The 17,797-nt window shown below is 45.4% G+C and carries 13 protein-coding genes and 1 riboswitch; of the genes, 8 read left to right on the top strand and 5 right to left on the bottom strand.

The window, feature by feature from the left end:
- Positions 1 to 6: 6 nt before the first annotated feature.
- The 3 genes from LDK34_RS00180 to LDK34_RS00170 all read right to left on the bottom strand — a co-directional run bounded on the left by LDK34_RS00180 (position 7) and on the right by LDK34_RS00170 (position 5,024).
- Complete coding sequence (locus LDK34_RS00180; RefSeq protein WP_178943334.1) at positions 7 to 192, bottom strand: hypothetical protein; 186 nt, start codon at positions 190 to 192, stop codon at positions 7 to 9.
- 169 nt (positions 193 to 361) lie between these two features.
- Complete coding sequence (locus LDK34_RS00175; RefSeq protein WP_236941146.1) at positions 362 to 1,804, bottom strand: hypothetical protein; 1,443 nt, start codon at positions 1,802 to 1,804, stop codon at positions 362 to 364.
- Positions 1,758 to 5,024: an adhesive domain-containing protein gene (locus tag LDK34_RS00170; RefSeq protein WP_236941145.1), complete on the bottom strand. Its 3,267-nt coding sequence runs from the start codon at positions 5,022 to 5,024 to the stop codon at positions 1,758 to 1,760. The genes LDK34_RS00175 and LDK34_RS00170 overlap by 47 nt, the downstream gene beginning before the upstream one ends.
- Positions 5,025 to 5,323: 299 nt before the next feature.
- On the opposite strand from LDK34_RS00170, the gene LDK34_RS00165 reads away from it, so the two are divergent.
- The 6 genes from LDK34_RS00165 to LDK34_RS00140 all read left to right on the top strand — a co-directional run bounded on the left by LDK34_RS00165 (position 5,324) and on the right by LDK34_RS00140 (position 12,144).
- On the top strand, positions 5,324 to 6,475 hold the full coding sequence (locus tag LDK34_RS00165; protein ID WP_236941144.1) for a serine hydrolase domain-containing protein: 1,152 nt from the start codon (positions 5,324 to 5,326) through the stop codon (positions 6,473 to 6,475).
- Between the two features lie 178 nt (positions 6,476 to 6,653).
- Positions 6,654 to 8,447, top strand: a complete 1,794-nt coding sequence (locus LDK34_RS00160; RefSeq protein ID WP_178943331.1) for a glycerophosphoryl diester phosphodiesterase membrane domain-containing protein — start codon at positions 6,654 to 6,656, stop codon at positions 8,445 to 8,447.
- Between the two features lie 33 nt (positions 8,448 to 8,480).
- Positions 8,481 to 8,978, top strand: a complete 498-nt coding sequence (locus tag LDK34_RS00155) for a GNAT family N-acetyltransferase (RefSeq protein ID WP_178943330.1) — start codon at positions 8,481 to 8,483, stop codon at positions 8,976 to 8,978.
- Positions 8,979 to 9,959 (top strand): DMT family transporter, encoded by a 981-nt coding sequence (locus tag LDK34_RS00150; protein WP_225439126.1) that lies wholly within the window; start codon positions 8,979 to 8,981, stop codon positions 9,957 to 9,959. It abuts the gene before it with no gap.
- 77 nt (positions 9,960 to 10,036) lie between these two features.
- Positions 10,037 to 10,134, top strand: a riboswitch (purine riboswitch).
- A 68-nt stretch (positions 10,135 to 10,202) separates the two neighbouring features.
- Positions 10,203 to 10,799, top strand: a complete 597-nt coding sequence (locus LDK34_RS00145) for a xanthine phosphoribosyltransferase (RefSeq protein WP_178943510.1) — start codon at positions 10,203 to 10,205, stop codon at positions 10,797 to 10,799.
- Entirely contained in the window at positions 10,789 to 12,144 is a 1,356-nt protein-coding gene (locus LDK34_RS00140; RefSeq protein WP_236941143.1) for a nucleobase:cation symporter-2 family protein, read from the top strand. Before LDK34_RS00145 ends, LDK34_RS00140 begins: the two co-directional genes overlap by 11 nt.
- Before the next feature lie 146 nt (positions 12,145 to 12,290).
- Here LDK34_RS00140 and LDK34_RS00135 read toward each other — a convergent pair whose 3' ends face one another.
- Positions 12,291 to 13,262 (bottom strand): GMP reductase, encoded by a 972-nt coding sequence (locus LDK34_RS00135; protein WP_178943328.1) that lies wholly within the window; start codon positions 13,260 to 13,262, stop codon positions 12,291 to 12,293.
- 211 nt (positions 13,263 to 13,473) lie between these two features.
- On the opposite strand from LDK34_RS00135, the gene LDK34_RS00130 reads away from it, so the two are divergent.
- Positions 13,474 to 14,787, top strand: a complete 1,314-nt coding sequence (locus LDK34_RS00130; protein WP_178943327.1) for an adenylosuccinate synthase — start codon at positions 13,474 to 13,476, stop codon at positions 14,785 to 14,787.
- Positions 14,784 to 16,079 (top strand): adenylosuccinate lyase, encoded by a 1,296-nt coding sequence (gene purB / locus LDK34_RS00125; RefSeq protein WP_178943326.1) that lies wholly within the window; start codon positions 14,784 to 14,786, stop codon positions 16,077 to 16,079. Before LDK34_RS00130 ends, purB begins: the two co-directional genes overlap by 4 nt.
- 114 nt (positions 16,080 to 16,193) lie before the next feature.
- On the opposite strand, the gene LDK34_RS00120 is transcribed toward purB, so the two are convergent.
- A complete protein-coding gene (locus tag LDK34_RS00120; protein WP_178943325.1) occupies positions 16,194 to 17,345 on the bottom strand; it encodes an ArgE/DapE family deacylase in 1,152 nt (383 codons plus the stop codon).
- Between the last annotated feature and the right edge of the window lie 452 nt (positions 17,346 to 17,797).

Raw genomic sequence — 17,797 nt, 5'->3', positions numbered from 1 at the left:
ATGATGCTAGTGCAACCCGTGCTGGGCCATTTTGTCGAATTGCTCTGGATCAACAAAGAAGGTGACCTCACCGGTTTCTGGATTCACCTTGGGGTAGACATTAACACTGATAGGTAAAACTTTATCCTGATTTTCTACCGTCAGCTTGAATATGTTGCCCCAAGCGTACATTTTACAATCTGTTTTTTCCATGATGTCGAGTTGCTCCTTTATTTTTTAATGTAGCACGTTCAATTTATTCCTAGGGTTTAGCAAAATAAAGCAAGTCATTTCAGCGATGTGGTCTAAACGCCGAGATGACTTGCTTTTGAAATTCTGAATATTAATACATTAATGTCTGCAACTCGTTATTGTTTTAAGGCTACCGTTTTCTGATAAAGCGGTAAGCGGCGGCAATTGCGCCAATCAGTAAGCTAGCACCGAGGATTGAAGCAACAGTAGCGCGTTGCTGATCTGTCAGTGGGAGAACGCCTGATTTATCACGTTGCGTCTGACTAGTCGTTTGAGATCCTGAACGGCCTGAGGTGGTGCCACTACCTGATTGAGGAGCAATGGCACGTGTTCCATTAACGGTACCACTTGTTACAGAGCGTCCGTTTGAGCCGGCCCCGTTGGTACCAGTTGTACCAGTCATGCTTGAGTCGGTTGTTTTTGAACCTGTTGTTCCTGAGCCAGTGTTACCAGAACCTGAACCGCCTTGACCTGTCATGGCTGATCCTGAACGACTCGTTTGACCTGCGGTGCCAGAAGCAGTGCCGGAGCCTGTGGAACCAGATCCGGTTGCGCCTGTTCCACCGTTGCCGGAGGATGTTTGTCCACTTGATCCTTGACCGTTGCCAGTTCCGGTAGTACCAGAGCCAGTGTTTCCAGATCCACCGGTGTTACCCGATCCAGTGTTACCTGAACCACCGTTATTCCCAGTGCCTGGGTTACCAGGTGTGCCGGGCTGACCGCTACCAACTGTAACGTTCACTGGTGTACTGTCCTTAGTGTTGTCGCCATTAGCGGCCACAATCTTAACGGATAGTGTTTGACCAGCAGTTAAACCGTCAATTGGAATGGAGAAGCTACCGTCTGCATTCACTGGCGCAGTTTTGGTTGAGCCATCAGGCAACGTTACAACTGCGGTAAACGTTGTCCCATCTGGTACTGGTGTTGTGATGTTGGCATTCCCAGTTACCGCAGTGTCACCGGTATTAACTGGATTGACGGTCGGTGTTCCCACGTTGTAATCATCCAGTGGATTTGTTGCATTTGGCTGACTAACAGTGATTGAAACGGGTGCGCTATCCTTAGTGTTCTCACCATTGGTAGCGACAATTTTGACACTCACTGTTTGACCAGGTGTCAGGGCACCAGTATCGATGTTAAAGGAACCATCGGGGTTCACAGTACCAGTCTTTGTTGAGCCATCTGGTAATGTTGCGATAGCGGTAAATGTGGTGCCGTCTGGTACTGGTGTCGTAATGTTGGCGTTCCCAGTCACGCTGGTATCGCCGCCCTTAGCGGGGTTTACGGTCGGTGTGCCAACGTTATAACCATCCAGTGGATTTGTTGGGTTGGTTGGGTCACCGGCTTCAACTGTTACGGAAGCAGGGGAACTGTCTTTCGTATAATCTCCGTTTACAGCTTGCAGTTTGACAGACACGATTTGGCCAGTAGATAAGGCACCTGTATCGACTGTGAACGTGGCTTTGTCGCCGCTAACCGTTGCGTTGACGGTTTTGGTTGAACCATCTGGTAAGGTAGCAATAGCCTTAAACGTGGTTCCATCCTTCAGGGTAACCAGGGTTGATGTTGGCATTACCGTCAATTGAAGTGTTGCCTTCTACAGCTGGATCGACGGTTGGGACATTAACAGTATAGCCGTCCAACGGATTACTTGGGTCGGCTTGGTCAACAACGATACCTGTTGGCAAACTATCTTTGGTGTTATCGCCATTGGTTGCCTGAATCTTCACGTTGATTTGCTGACCAGCGGCTAGTGTACCAGTATCAATTGAATAGGAACCATCACCGTTAACGGTCGCTGTTTTTGTGCTTCCGTCAGGCAAGGTAGCGATAGCTTCAAATGTTGTCCCATCAGGAATTGGCGTATTGAAGTTGGCATTACCAGTTACGGTAATTTCACCGGCCTTGGCTGGGTTAACAGTTGGTGCATTAACGGTGTAACCGTCCAATGGATTGGCCGGATTAGTTGCTTCAACAGTTGTTGAGGCTTCGGCTCCGTCCTTTGTGTTGTCACCGTTAACTGCCTGTAGTTTGGCAGATACTACTTGGCCGGTCGTTAATGTTCCAGTATCAGCTGTAAACGTCGCATTGACGCCATCAACATTTGCATCAACCGTTTTAGTCGTGTTGTCTGGTAATGTCAGGATGGCTTTAAATGTGGTGCCTTTTGGAACCGGAGCTGTCAGTACAGCTGACCCTGAAACACTGGTATCGCCGTTCTTAGGTGTGACAAATGTTGGTGTTGCCACTTCGTAGTCAGCCAATGGATTTTCGGCTTCGCTAACAGTCATGTCCGTTGGCGTACTATCTTTGGTTGCGTCACCGTTTTTAGCTTGAATCTTGACGCTAATGGCTTCCCCCGCTGCCAGGGTACCCGAGTCGATCGTGTAGGTGCCATCTGGGTTGATCTCAGCTGTCTGTTGAACACCACCGGGAAGAGTAGCAATGGCTGTGAAAGTCGTACCATCTGGATAAGGTGTGTTCAAGTTAGCGTTCCCAGTAATGGTTGTGTCGCCAGCCTTGGCTGGGTTCACTTCGGGGGAGTTAACGGTGTAATCGTCAAAGGCATTGGCCACAACAGTTGTCGTTGCAGGTGATCCATCTTTTGTGTTGTCGCCGTTAACTGCCTGAAGTTTGACAGAAATTTCTTGGCCTGTCCGCAGTGAACCGGTTTCAATGGTAAACGAAGCTTGACCGTCTTTTACGGTAACGTCACCGGTGACTGGTCGGCCACTCGGCAGGGTTGCGACCGCTTTAAACGTTGTTCCCGCAGGAATTGGTTCCGTTAATGTGGCCGTGCCAGAGACACTTGTCTCACCGTTCTTCGGCGTCGTCAATGTTGGTGTCGTAACGTCGTAATCAGCAATTGGGTTTGTGACCACGGCCTTGCCGACGGTGATGTCAGTGCCGGCACTGTTCTTGGTGGCAGCGCCATTTTTCGCTTGGATACGAACGCTAATGTCTTCGCCTTCTGTTAATCCACCGGAGTTGATTGTGTAACTGCCATCTGGATTAACATCCGCTGTTTTCTCAATACCACCAGGGAGTGTTGCGATAGCGGTAAACGTCGTGCCTGAAGGGTAAGGTTTGTTTAAATTAGCGTTCCCCTTAATCGTTGCATCGCCATCATTTGCTGGGTCAACACTTGGTGCGGCAACCGTGTAGTCTTTAAACGGATCTTCCGCTTGAACGGTTACAGAACGTGGTAAACCGTCCTTAGTGTAGCCACCGTTTTCAGCTTGGACCTTAACGGAGAGCACATCATTGGCGTTTAATTGGCCAGTGTTGATGGTAAATGTTCCGGTCCCGTTATTAACCGTGACAGTGCCTTCTGCGGTGCCGCCACCAGGTAATGCCGCAATGGCTTTAAACGTGGTTCCGTTTGGCATACCCTCTGCAATGGCAACATTTCCTGAAATACTAGTGTCACCAGCCGTGGCAGGGTCAAGGTTTGGTACATTAATGGTGTAATTTTGAAGCGGATTAGTCGGGTCAACATCATGGACGACCACGCTTGCTGCGCCGCCATCTTTAGTATTGCTGCCATTGATTGCCTGCAGCTTGACTGATACTTCTTGACCAGCCGTTAACTTGCCGGTGTCCACGTTAAACGAAGCATGATTACCGTTAACGACAACATCGCTTGTTACTGTGCTACCACCAGGCAGTGTGGCAATCGCTTTAAACGTGGTTCCATCAGGAATTGGTTCTGTCAGTGTCGCATTCCCAGAAACGCTGGTATCACCGGCTGTTGCTGGATTCAACGTTGGTGTTGCGACAGTATAATTTTCCAGCGGATTTTGTGGTGTTACTGCAAATTGGAGGTCAACAGTATCACCTTCGCTGCTTAGTAGGTCAATGTCCACAGCACCATTACTGGATAGAACACCGTAAACCTTAGTGTTGGCCGCGGTTGGTTCACTTACAGTCGTTGTCAAACGTGCGGTAGTGTGACCAAGCAAGTTAACGTTCAGTAAGTTATTCAGCAGGTTGCTTGATACCCCGATAATCGGGTTTAATACGTTAAGTAGTGCTTGTAATGCCCCACGCAAGGTTGCTGTGAGCGGGTTAGAGGCTGGCAATGCGTTCAGTGCGTTTTGCACGTCAGCGATAATTAAGCCAGTTTGACTCTTAACATAGTTGCCCAAGCCATCTGTTACATCGGCCGTAATACGATCACTTGATACAGTTCCGGCAACATTAGCTTGATAATTACCCAGTGGTTGTGCACTGGTTAACCGATTCAATGCGTTTTGAACGGCTTTTAATTCTGGTGATCCGGTTCCTAGTGCGGAGAGGGCGGTTTGAACCAGCGCAACTTCGGCACTAACACCTGGAATCTTAGACAGGTTAATGTCCGTTAATGCCGCATCTACAGCAATGTTTGCGCCGCCGACAACCTTTCCACGAAGTTCAGAGGCTAGTCCGAAGACCATGATTTTTTTCGTTGCTAAGCCGACATCGGCGACACCAGTCCCTGTGTAACTAAGATCCAAGTCATAATTGCCCTGAGCGTTCTTCGCTTGTGGGTTAGCTTTATTAGTGGTCATTTGACCATTGGATAGCAAGCTAACGTCAGCTAAACCAGCTCTAGCCTGACGAGTTGTTTGTGGTTCGTTGATGGTGTCAGCTAAAGCAACGCCACTTGGCACTGAGGCACTAAGTAGCATTAGTGTGGCACCGCATACATAAATAGACCGGCGCAGGTTGCGTTTGAAATTAGCACGAGATTCAGATGGTGATTTTTTTGACACCTTTTTGGGGGATTGCGTTGACGCTTTTGTTTTTGACATGACGTAGTCTCCTTTCGCGGCCCAAGTGGGCAACACATTGCTAAATGTTTACCTGACGCCCACATGTTTTGGGGCCTCGGCATCACTCTGAATCGATCATGATCAATTAAAAATGACTACCCGTCGATAGTATCTGAATCGTAACAAGGAACATTTCATAAGCAAAAACATATGCTTTTTATAATTAAAATTTTAACGATGAATTCCTGTCGGAGTATGAAAATTATGGCATAGCAGTGAACTGTTGATATAATGAACCGATAGGAAAATGTTGATTCGCAGTGAGAAAGGGGAGGAAAATGTTCAAACAAAAAAGAATTTGGTTTATAGTTCTCCTCGTTCTGCTAGTCAGCACATTAGCGTGGAGCACGTTATATCATGAGGTGCAACGATCAACGAAAGTGGCACACCCAGTGTACAAACGAAAACCTGCTGTTAAGCCAATTGCGAAATGGCAGAGTGCTAAAATACCGACGGCAATTGACCAGACGCAGGTGGATTCGTTGGATAAAAAGATGCAGTCAATTGATTTTGTCGGCTCTGTGCTTGTCGTTCGTGGCGATAAAGTGGTGTTTGAAAAGCAGTATGGGGATGCAAATGCAGCCCGTAAACGTCAAAATGATGTGAATTCAGCGTATGCTATTGCTTCCATCCAGAAAATAGCTACTGGGGCATTGGTCATGCAGCAAGTGCAACAAAACCATCTGTCTCTTTCTGACCACATCAGTAAATTTTATAAAGACGTTCCACACGGCAATGAAATTACAATTCGGCAAATGCTGGACATAACTTCTGGATTAACTTTGCCTGGACCACCCGGCCCGACTACGCCACAAACGGATAAGCAAATTGTGGATTATGATTTGCATCACTTAAAATTTAATCCACAGCTTTATAATCAGTGGCGTTATTCGCAAGTGAACTACAATATTTTGGCAGGAGTACTGACTAAACTGACGGGAAAGTCTTACGAAGCCTTGTTCAATCAGCAGGTTATTCGGCGCTTTAATTTGCGGCAAACGGTGTTCATGCCGTCTGACAACCCACATGTTGCTGTATCTTACGCGGGCACTAAAACAGACAACGTGGACTATGGTAAGGAAGTCGTGACGCCGGACGCGATGTGGCATGACGAGCTGGGAACAGGGCGCATCGCGATGTCAGCGCGTGATTTGTACGTTATGGTCAGTCAAATTTTGCAAGGTAAATTAATCTCAAAAACCTCAGTGAATCAGTTATATGAATCTGGCAGTCGCAGCACTTATGGTGGGGGTACGTACAATATGTATGGCGCGGCAGTTAATCACGGGCTGGGCTACGGTTATCAAGGAATGTCGATCGTTTCAAAGGATGGCCAGAATGGTCTGATCATGCTAAGTAATTCATTTCGTGCCAAACACAGTGTGAAGCCGTTTGCAGAGCAACTGTATCTCAATTTATTTAAAAAATAGCAAACTAATTCACTGGTTAACAAGAATTCCTCGAGCAACTAATAAAGTTGGTCGAGGAATTTTCTTTTGTCACCGTGTGATTAGCAGTAAAGTGGTATTTAACACACAAAACGAATAATAAATCAGTTATGAAAAAGATTATGATAGAACGAGTAACTTCATCAGAGAGGATGTACTTATGACGGGGACTAAGCGAACGAGTATCTGGCGTTTTTTAGGCGCTTTTTGGTACTTCTTTAAGCATTATTCATTTACAGCAATTATTGTATACGCTATTTTAATTCCGGTATTTTCTTGGCTGGGCGCAGGCATTTTACGCTGGAGCCATATTCCGTATTTGTCTTATACAAACGCTATCTCAGTGGCAAAGGATCATCCATGGGCGATGGTTAGCCTACTTTTGTTACTGTTGCTGATTGTTCTGGCAATTTACATGCAGTTTGCTTATTTACTGTTGATGGTGGCTTATCGGCGGAAGGATCAACGACCAACTATCCGCCAGCTGGTTGCTGAGTTATGGCACAGGTTACCACGTTTATCACCCGGCACGTTTGGCTTTTTCATGTTGTACTTTTTGCTAATTGTTCCGTTTGGGGGCAGCTTTATCAGTACACCGTTACTGGCAAAGGTTCAAATTCCCGACTTTATCGTTGAGTTCATCATGACCAAACCATTGTTAGTGGTAGCGTTGGTGTTACTGTACGTCGGCGCTTTCTATTTCGGAAACCGATTATTTCTTGTTATTCCAATGCTGATGTTTGAACAACAAACAGTTCGACGTGCGGTGCGCGCATCTTGGCAGCGGACTTGGGGACGATTCTGGTGGATCACATTGAGAATCGTTGGCATTATCGCCAGTATTTCGGTTCTGTATGGCATCATGTTAGGCGGTTTTTATTTTGGACAACGGTGGTTCGACGATCAAGGGCGCACGACTGCATTGAGTGCTGCGATTGTTAACTTTAATTTGTTAACGCTGGTTAACTACACGATTTCAATTCTCGCAACCGTGTGGGTATTGGATCTGAGTTTGCAACTGATGAAAGATTATGACGTCCACGCTTTTGATGAGTTGCCAGACTTGCCACGAGTAACAGCAAAACCGTGGTGGCGAGTGGCCGTTCCAGTCGCTTTTACCGTTGTTGCCATTGTGTTTGCAGGCTACGGTTACAGCTATTTTGCCGGATTGCTGGTCGTGAATCCACAAACGTTATCCCACCGAGGTGTAGATGATAGTAATGGCGTGCAAAACACGGTGCAGGCGTTAAAGGAAACACACAAACAGCACCCAACATACGTTGAAATGGATATTCAAGAGACGCGTGATCATAAGTTTGTCGTCATGCACGACCCGAATTTAAGTACCTTAGCTGGTCAAAATAAAAAGGTCGACAAACAAACGTTAACCGGTTTAACAGATACCACGATTCATGAAAATGGGCATCAAACCAAAATTGATTCTTTCGACGATTATCTTCATGCAGCGCAACAGATGCATCAAAAACTGCTAGTTGAAATTAAGTTGAATGCTGGTCAAAATAGGCAAGAACTCGTTAACCGGTTCATAAAACGTTATGGTGACTCATTACTTGCTCATCATGACATCATTCATTCACTGGACTATGGTGTTGTTGAACAGTTGAAGACTCAACGGCCAGCGCTGACGGTGGGATACATTCTGCCGTTTAACTTTATTGGCGTGCCGCAGACCAAAGCAGACTTTTACACGATGGAATACACGACGTTAAATGATCGATTTGTCAGTGGCGCTCATCGGGAGCACAAAAAAGTGTTTGCGTGGACTGTGAACAATAGCGATTCGATGATTAAAGTCATGAATATGGACGTTGATGGTGTCATTACCGATCAGTTAAGCACTTTAAAACGGCAAATTAGGCAGCAACAGGGTGGACGTGATTATGCCACTCAGCTACTGCAGTATGGCACTCAAGTGATTAGCGATAACCAATAGTCGTTTGAGCTGAGAGAGCAAAGGGGATTGAGTATGAAGATTGAACCTGCAACAGTAAATGATCTAGAACAAATTGAGGCAATTGAACAGGCTGGCTTTAACGCGGCAGAAGCTGCGTCATTGGAAACATATCGCAAACGACTGGCTGTTTTGGCTGATACTTTCTTAGTTGCCCGTGCTGACAATAGCGATGTGGCAGGCTTTATCGTTGGGCCGGCAGTGAAGGAACGTTTTGTTGAGGACTGGATGTATGAGGAGACACCGCAAAATTTGCTTCAAGGCGGCCATCAACTGGTTTTCACAATTGCGACGGCGCCCACTGTTCGTGGACAAGGAATCGGCAGTAAGTTACTGACAGCCTTGGCCGACGTTGCGACACAGGCAGGACGGACATCCATGGCATTAACTTGCTTAAAAGACCGCATTCCGTTTTATGAGAAGAACGGTTTCACTAACGTTGGCGTGGCTGATTCAGTTCACGCTGATGAGATTTGGTACAACATGGAAAAACAACTGAAACGGAGTGTCTGAATGGAAACACAAGCAACGAATGTTGACGCAAAGGTAACGGCTAGCTCAACAGAAACGAAAGCTGCGCCACGTCCTAGAAAGGCGCTGGGCATTGCCTTGGCATGTACGGCGGGGATTTGCTGGGGGATTTCAGGAGTGGCCGCCAGTGCACTATTTCACCGCAATCACGCGATTACGCCACTGTGGGTGAGCCAAGTGCGGATGACGATTGCTGGCCTAATCATGATTTTAGTTAGTCTGACACAGGGGGAATCGGTAGCCATTTGGCGTAACAAGCGGGATGCACTGCAATTAGTGATGTATGGGCTTTTAGGCCTTATTCCAGTTCAATTATTTTATTTCAACGCGGTTCACGCAGGAAATCCATCAATCGCAACAATATTGCAATTTTTAGGACCATTTGTGATTGCTTTTTATTACATTCTCTTCCACCATCAGTTGCCGACGCGTTCTGAAGTTATCGGGATGGTACTGGCGTTTGGCGGAACATTACTGATTATTACCCACGGCCATTTCAACACATTGGCTGTGTCTGGTGCCGTTTTATTCTGGGGCGGATTGTCGGCCATTGGCGTGGCCACCAATACGTTACTGCCACGAGCGTTATTGCGTAAATATGGTTCGTTTGCCACAACCGGATGGGGTTTGCTGGTCGCTGGTTTATCGCTAAACATGCTTGGACCTGTCTGGTCGAATCCAGTTCATTTAGCTGCGACAGATTGGTTGCTGATGAGCGTGATTATTGTTATTGGAACCTTGCTGGCATTCATTTTGTTCGCGATTAGTTTGAAACATATTTTGCCAACAACGGCGAGCTTGCTTGATGCGTTTGAGCCATTATCAGCGACGGTCTTCTCCATTATTTTTCTTGGCATCTCGCTATCGGGTATGGATATTGTCGGCGGTGTCTTGATAATTCTCGCCGTAATGGCATTGGCGATGGATTTTCGAGCAATTCATTGGTTCCGCAAACGTTCGTAGGGCAACACTTGAAATGAAAAAGTGAGTTCTGTGATTGCACGATGGACAAACCTGTGATAATCTATGAACCACAAGTTAATTAGCATACGAACAAAGCTTATATATAACCATGATATGGATGGTTGTCTCTACCCAGAGCCCTAAACTCCGGACTATAAGCAAATTAAGTCAATGTATCCTCGGCTTCTTTTGCGATATCCGCAAGGGAAGCTTTTTTGTTCTCAGAAAATGGAGGAGAAGTTTATCAAACGTCTTGAAGAACGCATTGATGCCGAAGGTCGTGTCCTCGGTGAAGATATTTTAAAAGTTGATAGTTTCCTAAATCATCAGGTAGATCCCGAATTGATGCAGGCTATGGGCGATGAATTTGCTCACTACTTTGCCGATATGGGGATCACTAAGGTGCTAACCGTGGAGTCGTCTGGGATTGCCCCTGCATTGATGGCTAGTCTTTCTCTTGGTGTTCCGATGGTGTTTGCACGCAAGCACAAGAGCCTGACGTTGACAGACAATTTATACACAGCGACGGTCTACTCCTTCACGAAACAAACTGAAAATACAATTTCAATTTCAAAATCCTTTTTGTCAGCTGATGATAAGGTACTGATTATTGATGATTTTCTTGCAAACGGGCAAGCTGTTAACGGCCTTCTGGACATCTGTGAGGCTGCCGGCGCCGCGGTTGGTGGTGTTGGCGTGGTGATTGAGAAACGATTCCAACGGGGTCATCAGTTCATCGTGGATCGTCACATCCCGTTGCTCGCTTTGGCAAGTATCGCAAGTTTTGATAATGGTCACGTTGTTTTCAGCCATGAAAAGGAGCAAATTAATGTCCAGTAAATCCACGACAACGGCACGTGAATCCCAAGCTGCCATGCTTGGACTTCAGCATCTACTAGCAATGTACTCAGGCGCCGTATTAGTTCCGTTGCTCATTGGTGGCGCTTTGCATTTTAATGCAACTCAAATGACATATTTGGTTTCAATTGATATTTTCATGAGTGGGTTGGCAACGTTACTTCAACTGCTTACAAACCGTGTTTTCGGGATCGGTTTGCCAGTCGTTCTCGGATGTGCCGTTCAAGCGGTAGCACCATTAATCTTGATCGGTCAGCACTTTTCAATTGGAACTATGTATGGTGCCATCATTGCCGCCGGTATCTTTGTTTTTCTAATCGCCGGTGTGTTCGCAAAGCTCCGACACCTGTTTCCGCCATTGGTTACAGGCATAGTCATCACCGTTATCGGACTAACACTAATTCCCATTGCATTTTTAAACCTTGGCGGTGGGGATGCATCGGCCAAAACCTTTGGCGCACCTTTAAACCTCGGGGTTGGTTTTCTGACTGTGGCTGTAATCATTGCTGCTAACGTTTGGGGTCGTGGATTTATTCGCCAAATTGCAGTGCTGATTGGTTTGCTGGTTGGTACACTGACGGCCGGAGCATTCGGAATGGTGTCATTAAAGCCGGTTTTGCAGGCCAGTTGGTTTCACTTTCCACAACCGTTTTATTTTGGTGTTCCACACTTTGAAACCTCTTCAATCCTAACGATGATTTTGATTTCACTCGTATCAATGGTTGAATCCACCGGTGTTTTCTTCGCACTGGGAGATATCATGAACAAACCGATTTCGGAAACGGATTTGAAGAAGGGCTATCGTGCTGAAGCCTTGGCAGTTACCCTTGGTGGTTTGTTCAACACATTCCCATACACAACGTTCTCCCAAAATGTTGGATTGGTTCAGCTATCCGGAATTAAGAGTCGCCGACCAGTGTTTTATGCAGCTGGTTTTCTGATGACACTGGGATTATTGCCAAAGATCGGCGCGTTAGCTACGATTATTCCAGCGCCAGTTATCGGTGGCGCGATGGTTGTCATGTTCGGTATGGTTGCGATGCAGGGTGTACGGATGCTTGGTCAAGTTGATTTTCACAACAATAAAAACATCTTGGTGGCGGCAGTTTCTGTTGGTTTAGGTCTGGGCGTTACCGTTCAACCAGCAATTTTCCAAGATTTACCAAAAACGGCTCAACTTATTTTGAGCAATGGCATTGTGATTGCTAGCTTCTCAGCTGTTATCCTAAACCTGCTCTTACGACCGGAACGCAAGCAGCAACCGGAAAGAGAGCAAACAGTAGTTACTGCGGAGAACCAGACTACAGCAGCAAAGCCAAAGAAGTAAGTCTCCGTGTTAATCGTGAATTGATTTTATTTCCAATTAGGTAGTGTGTTTTACAACTAACATCGAATTTAAAAAAGACGAATTGAAAGGGCGTTGCCAATTTCTGTATTTACTCAGAAATTGGCAACGCCCTTTTTATGTTTGAATTAATCGCCATTTGTAATGGTGTTGCGCACGATGACATAATCGACGGTTTTGAGTGCTGTAAGGTCACTCCCACCTGCATATGAAATAGATGATTGGAGATCTTCTGTCATTTCAGTTAATGTATCGCTGATTTCGCCACGGTAATCTACTAGGATATCTTTACCTTCAACGTTTTTATGGCCACCCTTTTGGTTTTCAGATGCCGAACCATAATATTGCTTGAAGTGGCGGTGATTGATCATAATGTCATGACCTGGTGACTGACGATGACCGGCAAACAGTGAACCAATCATTACCATACTTGCACCAAAGCGAATGGACTTAGCAACATCACCGTTATGACGGATGCCACCGTCCGCAATAATTGGCTTGCGCGCGGCCTTTGCGCACCAGCGAACTGCGGCCAGCTGCCAACCACCGGTACCAAAACCAGTCTTCAACTTCGTAATGCAAACTTTACCAGGGCCAACGCCAACTTTTGTTGCATCGGCGCCAGCATCCTCAAGCTCACGGACGGCATCAGGTGTTGCCACGTTACCAGCAATCACGAATGCCTTTGGGAGACGTTTCTTAATATAATGGATCATTTCAATAACGCTGTTGGCATGACCGTGAGCGACATCAATCGTGATGAAGTCTGGTGTTAGCTTTTCACTGGTCAAATCATCGATAAATTGTTTTTCGTTCGGTTTTACACCGACACTGATCGAACTAATGAGATGTTTCTTAGCCATTTTCCGAACAAAAGGTAATCTTGTTTCCGGTTCGAAACGGTGCATGATATAAAAGTAATCATGTTCGGCCATCCAGGTTGCTAACTGTTCATCAATGACAGTTGCCATGTTCGCTGGAACCACAGGAAGCTTGAAGTGATGCCCACCAAACGTAATACTTGGATCCGCCTGAGAGCGACTCTCAATCAAACATTTATTGGGGATTAACTGAACGTCTTCATAATCAAATATTTCCATGAAGGTGAAAACCTCTTTCTGTCATTTATTGATTAAAGTTCGTCAACACGAGATACAATAATCGTTTTAAATCTTGCTGTCAAATTAAAATTCACTAAAACAAGAACAATAAAATTATTAATAATTAGATTATACAGTTTTAGTTGATTATCCGAACTTTACCTGTTATAGTTCTCATTGTTGTTCGACAAATAAAATTTGAGGTGACATAATGACAGCAGTAGTGATTGTTGGGAGTCAATGGGGCGATGAGGGCAAAGGAAAGATTACCGATTTTGTCAGTCAGCAGGCTGACGTGATTTCACGTTACCAAGGTGGCGACAATGCGGGACACACCATTACCTTTAACGGCGAAAAGTACCAGCTACAACTATTGCCTTCAGGAATTTTTGAAAGTGATAAACAATGTTTGATTGGCAACGGTGTTGTGCTGAATCCCAAAACATTGTTAGCTGAAATTGATTACTTACATGAACGCGGCATTAGTACCGATAACTTAAGAATTTCTGATCGTGCTCACGTGATTTTTCCATATCATATTTTGCAAGATCAATTAGAAGAGGCCAGTAAAAAGGGCAGTAAGATTGGCACGACAAATAAGGGTATTGGCCCTGCATATATGGACAAGGCCTCACGAATTGGCATTCGAGTGGCTGATTTATTGGAACCAGAAACTTTTAAAACATTGCTCGCTCGCAATGTCATCGCTAAAAATGAGTTGTTGGCCAAATTATATGGTGCGGAACCGATTGCGTTTGAACCATTACTACAGGCTTATCAGGGTTACGCCGAAAGGCTCGCCAAATATGTAACTGATACATCAAAAGTGCTTGATGATGCGCTGGCCAATGGTCAACGTTTGCTATTTGAAGGTGCTCAAGGAGTAATGCTAGATATTGATCACGGAACTTACCCTTATGTAACTTCATCTAATCCAGTTGCGGGCGGTGTCACTATTGGTGGTGGCATCGGACCGACTAGAATTTCAGCCGTTATTGGTGCGGCAAAGGCCTATACGTCTCGGGTTGGCGATGGTCCGTTTCCAACTGAATTACATGACGAGAAGGGTGACCACATCCGTGAAGTGGGACACGAATATGGGACCGTCACGAAACGGCCTCGCCGAATTGGTTGGCTGGATACGGTCGTTTTGCGACATGCCAAACGTGTATCCGGCTTAAACTACTTGGCGTTAAACTGTTTAGATGTTCTGACCGGTTTGCCAGAGTTAAAAATTTGTACAGCTTATGAGCTGGATGGCGAAACAATTGATCGTTATCCCGCTGGACGGGAAGCTTTGTTGCGTTGCAAACCAGTGTACGAAACCTTACCTGGCTGGACGGAAGATATCACAAATTGTAAAACGGTGGATGACTTACCAAAGAATGCACGCCAGTATGTGGAACGCGTCATGTCATTAACTGGTTTACCATTAGCGACATTATCTGTTGGACCAGATCGTAAACAGACAATGGTTTTGAAAGATGTTTGGCAAGCTGATATGAAAGTTGAGGAAATGGCATGATTGATCGCTACGTGCGACCGGAAATGGGCCAAATTTGGTCACAGAAAAATAAGTTACAACAATGGCTAAAGGTCGAAGTGGCTGCGTGTCAGGCGTGGGCAAACTTAGGTAAGATCCCACAGGCGGATGTTGATGCCTTGTGTGAGCATGCCGTCATAAACGTTGATCGAATGCAGGAAATTGAAGCAGAAACTCATCATGATGTGGTGGCCTTCACACGCATGTTATCCGAATCGCTGGGTGATGAACGGAAGTGGGTTCATTATGGCCTGACGAGCACGGATGTTGTGGATACGGCCCAGGCATTGCAGTTAAAAGCCGCTAATGCCCTATTGATGACAGATCTGCAAACATTACGAGACACATTGATCAAGCAGGCAAAACGGTATCGTCACACGGTAATGATGGGACGTACACACGGCATTCAGGCGGAACCGATGTCGTTTGGCGTTAAATTAGCACGGTGGGTAGATGAAATTAACCGTGATATCACGCGTTTACAAGCAGTGACTGATGAAATGGCCGTGGGTGAGTTAAGTGGTGCAGTGGGCACTTTTGCAAATATTCCCCCACAAGTGGAACAGGATGTTTGTGATCAACTCGGACTACGACCACAGCCAGTGACCAGTCAGGTGTTGCCACGGGATCTTCACGCACACTATTTGAGTGTATTGGCACTCATTGCGACTAGCTTAGAAAACTTTGCAACGGAAATTCGCGGTTTACAGCGGACGGAAATTGGTGAGGTTGCTGAGCCGTTTTCCGTTGGGCAAAAAGGTTCTTCAGCGATGCCTCATAAACACAATCCAATTGGCTCAGAAAACATTACGGGTTTGGCTCGGGTAATTCGTGGGCATATGATTACGGCTTTTGAAGATGTATCTTTGTGGCATGAGCGCGATATTTCGCACTCTTCAGCCGAACGAATCATTTTACCGGACACGACTGAGCTGTTAGATTACATGCTGAACCGTTTTAATCGCATCATGACAAATTTGGTCGTCAATGAGGACCGGATGATTCACAATATTGAATCCAGTGGTGGCCTGGTGTTCAGTCAACAATTACTACTAGCCTTAATTGACAAGGACATCAGTCGTGAAACAGCTTATGATCATGTGCAACAATTGGCGCAAAAGGCAATGACCACCGATAAAACATTTCAACAACTGGCGATGACCAGTACTTTTGTCAACCAATATTTGACGCCGGCCGAAGTGACTGCCGTGTTTGATGTGCAACGTCATTTGCGGTATGTTGATGAAATTTTCAAACGTGTTGGCATCAAGTAAGCGATGCGTTCCGATGTGTTTGAGGATATCCTGAAATTAATAAAAGCAGTCCGATTACGAGCCCACTCACCATTGAGCTGGCCCATAATCGGGCTTTTTTGTTTTTAATAAGCACTAGTCATTCGCTTTATTTAAAAAGCGCTTCGCTAATTCACGATACACATCGATACTTTGAAAATAGGCACGTTTGGAGACAAATTCGTTTGGCTGATGCGCCTGCTGCGTGATTCCCGGTCCATAAACAATGATAGGAAAATGAGTTTTGGCCTTGATGAACTCTGAGGAGTCCGTTGTGCCAACCATGCCGATTACCTGCAGATTTTTTCCAGTAATTTCTTGAGCAATATCAACGGTTTGATGGACTAAAGGCGAGTCTTTACCACTCACAACCGGCATCTTGTTGAAGTTAATGGTGAGGCCAAGGTTCATCGATGATGATTCGTTTAACCGGTTAACAGCGTTAGTGATAAGAGCAATAAACGCAGTGTTATCGAACTCTGGGATAGTCCGGGCGTTACCTTGTAGTTCGGCGTGGTTGGGAATGGTGTTAACTTGATCGCCGGCGTGGAAAGTGGTCACACTATTGTGAAATTTACCTAAAATGGGGCTTTCTTCTTGGTGCGATTGCAAGGCCTGTTGTAACGCATTGTAAAAGGTAACCAAGTTGTCCAGTGCGTTAACGCCTAAATCAGGCATCGAACTATGGGAGGTCTTACCAGTAGATACGACAGTGTAGTCAATTGACCCCTGATTAGCGTACCAAACGTCCTGGGAAGAGGGTTCACTAATCACTAATCCGGACAGATCATCTGCGTAGCCAAGTTCGGTCAGTTGTTGAGCGCCGTATTCACCAACTTCTTCGCCAACCGTGAATAGCAGTCGTACTTGCCCATTTAGTTTGGCGTGTGCATCGGCTAATTCGGCTAGCGCAATCGCTTGTGCTGCAACGCCCGCTTTCTGGTCAGCTGTGCCACGGCCAATGAGATGGTCACCCACAGCAGTTAGTGCAAACGGAAAGGATTGCCATTCCTTTTCATTAGCAGTTACGACGTCCATGTGGCCCGAAAAACCGAGTACTGGTGTCTTTTTGTCGCCGTAACTCGCAATCAAATTTGAACGGTCGGTATCATAATCGATTAAATGTGCAGTAATGCCGTGACTCTTTAGAAAAGATTGTAGGATAAGCGCTACTTCACGTTCGCGACCATTGACAGATGGTACGCCAATAAGGTCGGACAGTAGCTTCAATTTTTCTTCTTGATTCATGTTACTTCCTCCTCACACTCAGCCAGGGCGGTGGTTGAATCTGTTTGGTAACAGCGTAAGTTGGGAAGGCAAAACGGTCAATTCTTTGATACCGAATGCAACGATTTTTGTAATTGGCGGGATTAAATAAGCATGGCTTAACAAACAAAAGCTTGCAATTACTATTTCAAGCACTATAATAAAATTATTAATTACTTAATCACAAACAGTAATTTATCGTTTGACTAAACTTGGGAATTATTAAAAAGTCAGTTTAAAATAGTTTCCATAAGAAACAGTAAGTGATATACTCACTCTACTTCGTGCGAAAAATAGATTGTTACGGACAAAATAGCAGATATAACGTCAATTGATAAAAATGAATTAATTTACAGTTATTTTGAGTAAATTAAGTTAGAGAATACGCCTTTCTTTGGCGTATAATAGCTAGGTTTATTTTGTGTCAATCATCG

The sequence above is a fragment of the Furfurilactobacillus milii genome (assembly GCF_021654115.1).
GTDB classification, from domain to species: Bacteria; Bacillota; Bacilli; order Lactobacillales; family Lactobacillaceae; genus Furfurilactobacillus; species Furfurilactobacillus milii.
The sequence above is the reverse complement of the archived record's forward strand: the minus strand, read 5'-3'. Positions and strand labels throughout refer to the sequence as shown.

Bases quoted from the DNA above. Each gene is read 5' to 3' on its own strand.
- LDK34_RS00180 (WP_178943334.1), bottom strand. From the start codon at position 192: ATGGAAAAAACAGATTGTAAAATGTACGCTTGGGGCAACATATTCAAG.
- LDK34_RS00175 (WP_236941146.1), bottom strand. From the start codon at position 1,804: ATGCCAACATCAACCCTGGTTACCCTGAAGGATGGAACCACGTTTAAG.
- LDK34_RS00170 (WP_236941145.1), bottom strand. From the start codon at position 5,024: ATGTCAAAAACAAAAGCGTCAACGCAATCCCCCAAAAAGGTGTCAAAA.
- LDK34_RS00165 (WP_236941144.1), top strand. From the start codon at position 5,324: ATGTTCAAACAAAAAAGAATTTGGTTTATAGTTCTCCTCGTTCTGCTA.
- LDK34_RS00160 (WP_178943331.1), top strand. From the start codon at position 6,654: ATGACGGGGACTAAGCGAACGAGTATCTGGCGTTTTTTAGGCGCTTTT.
- LDK34_RS00155 (WP_178943330.1), top strand. From the start codon at position 8,481: ATGAAGATTGAACCTGCAACAGTAAATGATCTAGAACAAATTGAGGCA.
- LDK34_RS00150 (WP_225439126.1), top strand. From the start codon at position 8,979: ATGGAAACACAAGCAACGAATGTTGACGCAAAGGTAACGGCTAGCTCA.
- LDK34_RS00140 (WP_236941143.1), top strand. From the start codon at position 10,789: ATGTCCAGTAAATCCACGACAACGGCACGTGAATCCCAAGCTGCCATG.
- LDK34_RS00135 (WP_178943328.1), bottom strand. From the start codon at position 13,262: ATGGAAATATTTGATTATGAAGACGTTCAGTTAATCCCCAATAAATGT.
- LDK34_RS00130 (WP_178943327.1), top strand. From the start codon at position 13,474: ATGACAGCAGTAGTGATTGTTGGGAGTCAATGGGGCGATGAGGGCAAA.
- purB (WP_178943326.1), top strand. From the start codon at position 14,784: ATGATTGATCGCTACGTGCGACCGGAAATGGGCCAAATTTGGTCACAG.
- LDK34_RS00120 (WP_178943325.1), bottom strand. From the start codon at position 17,345: ATGAATCAAGAAGAAAAATTGAAGCTACTGTCCGACCTTATTGGCGTA.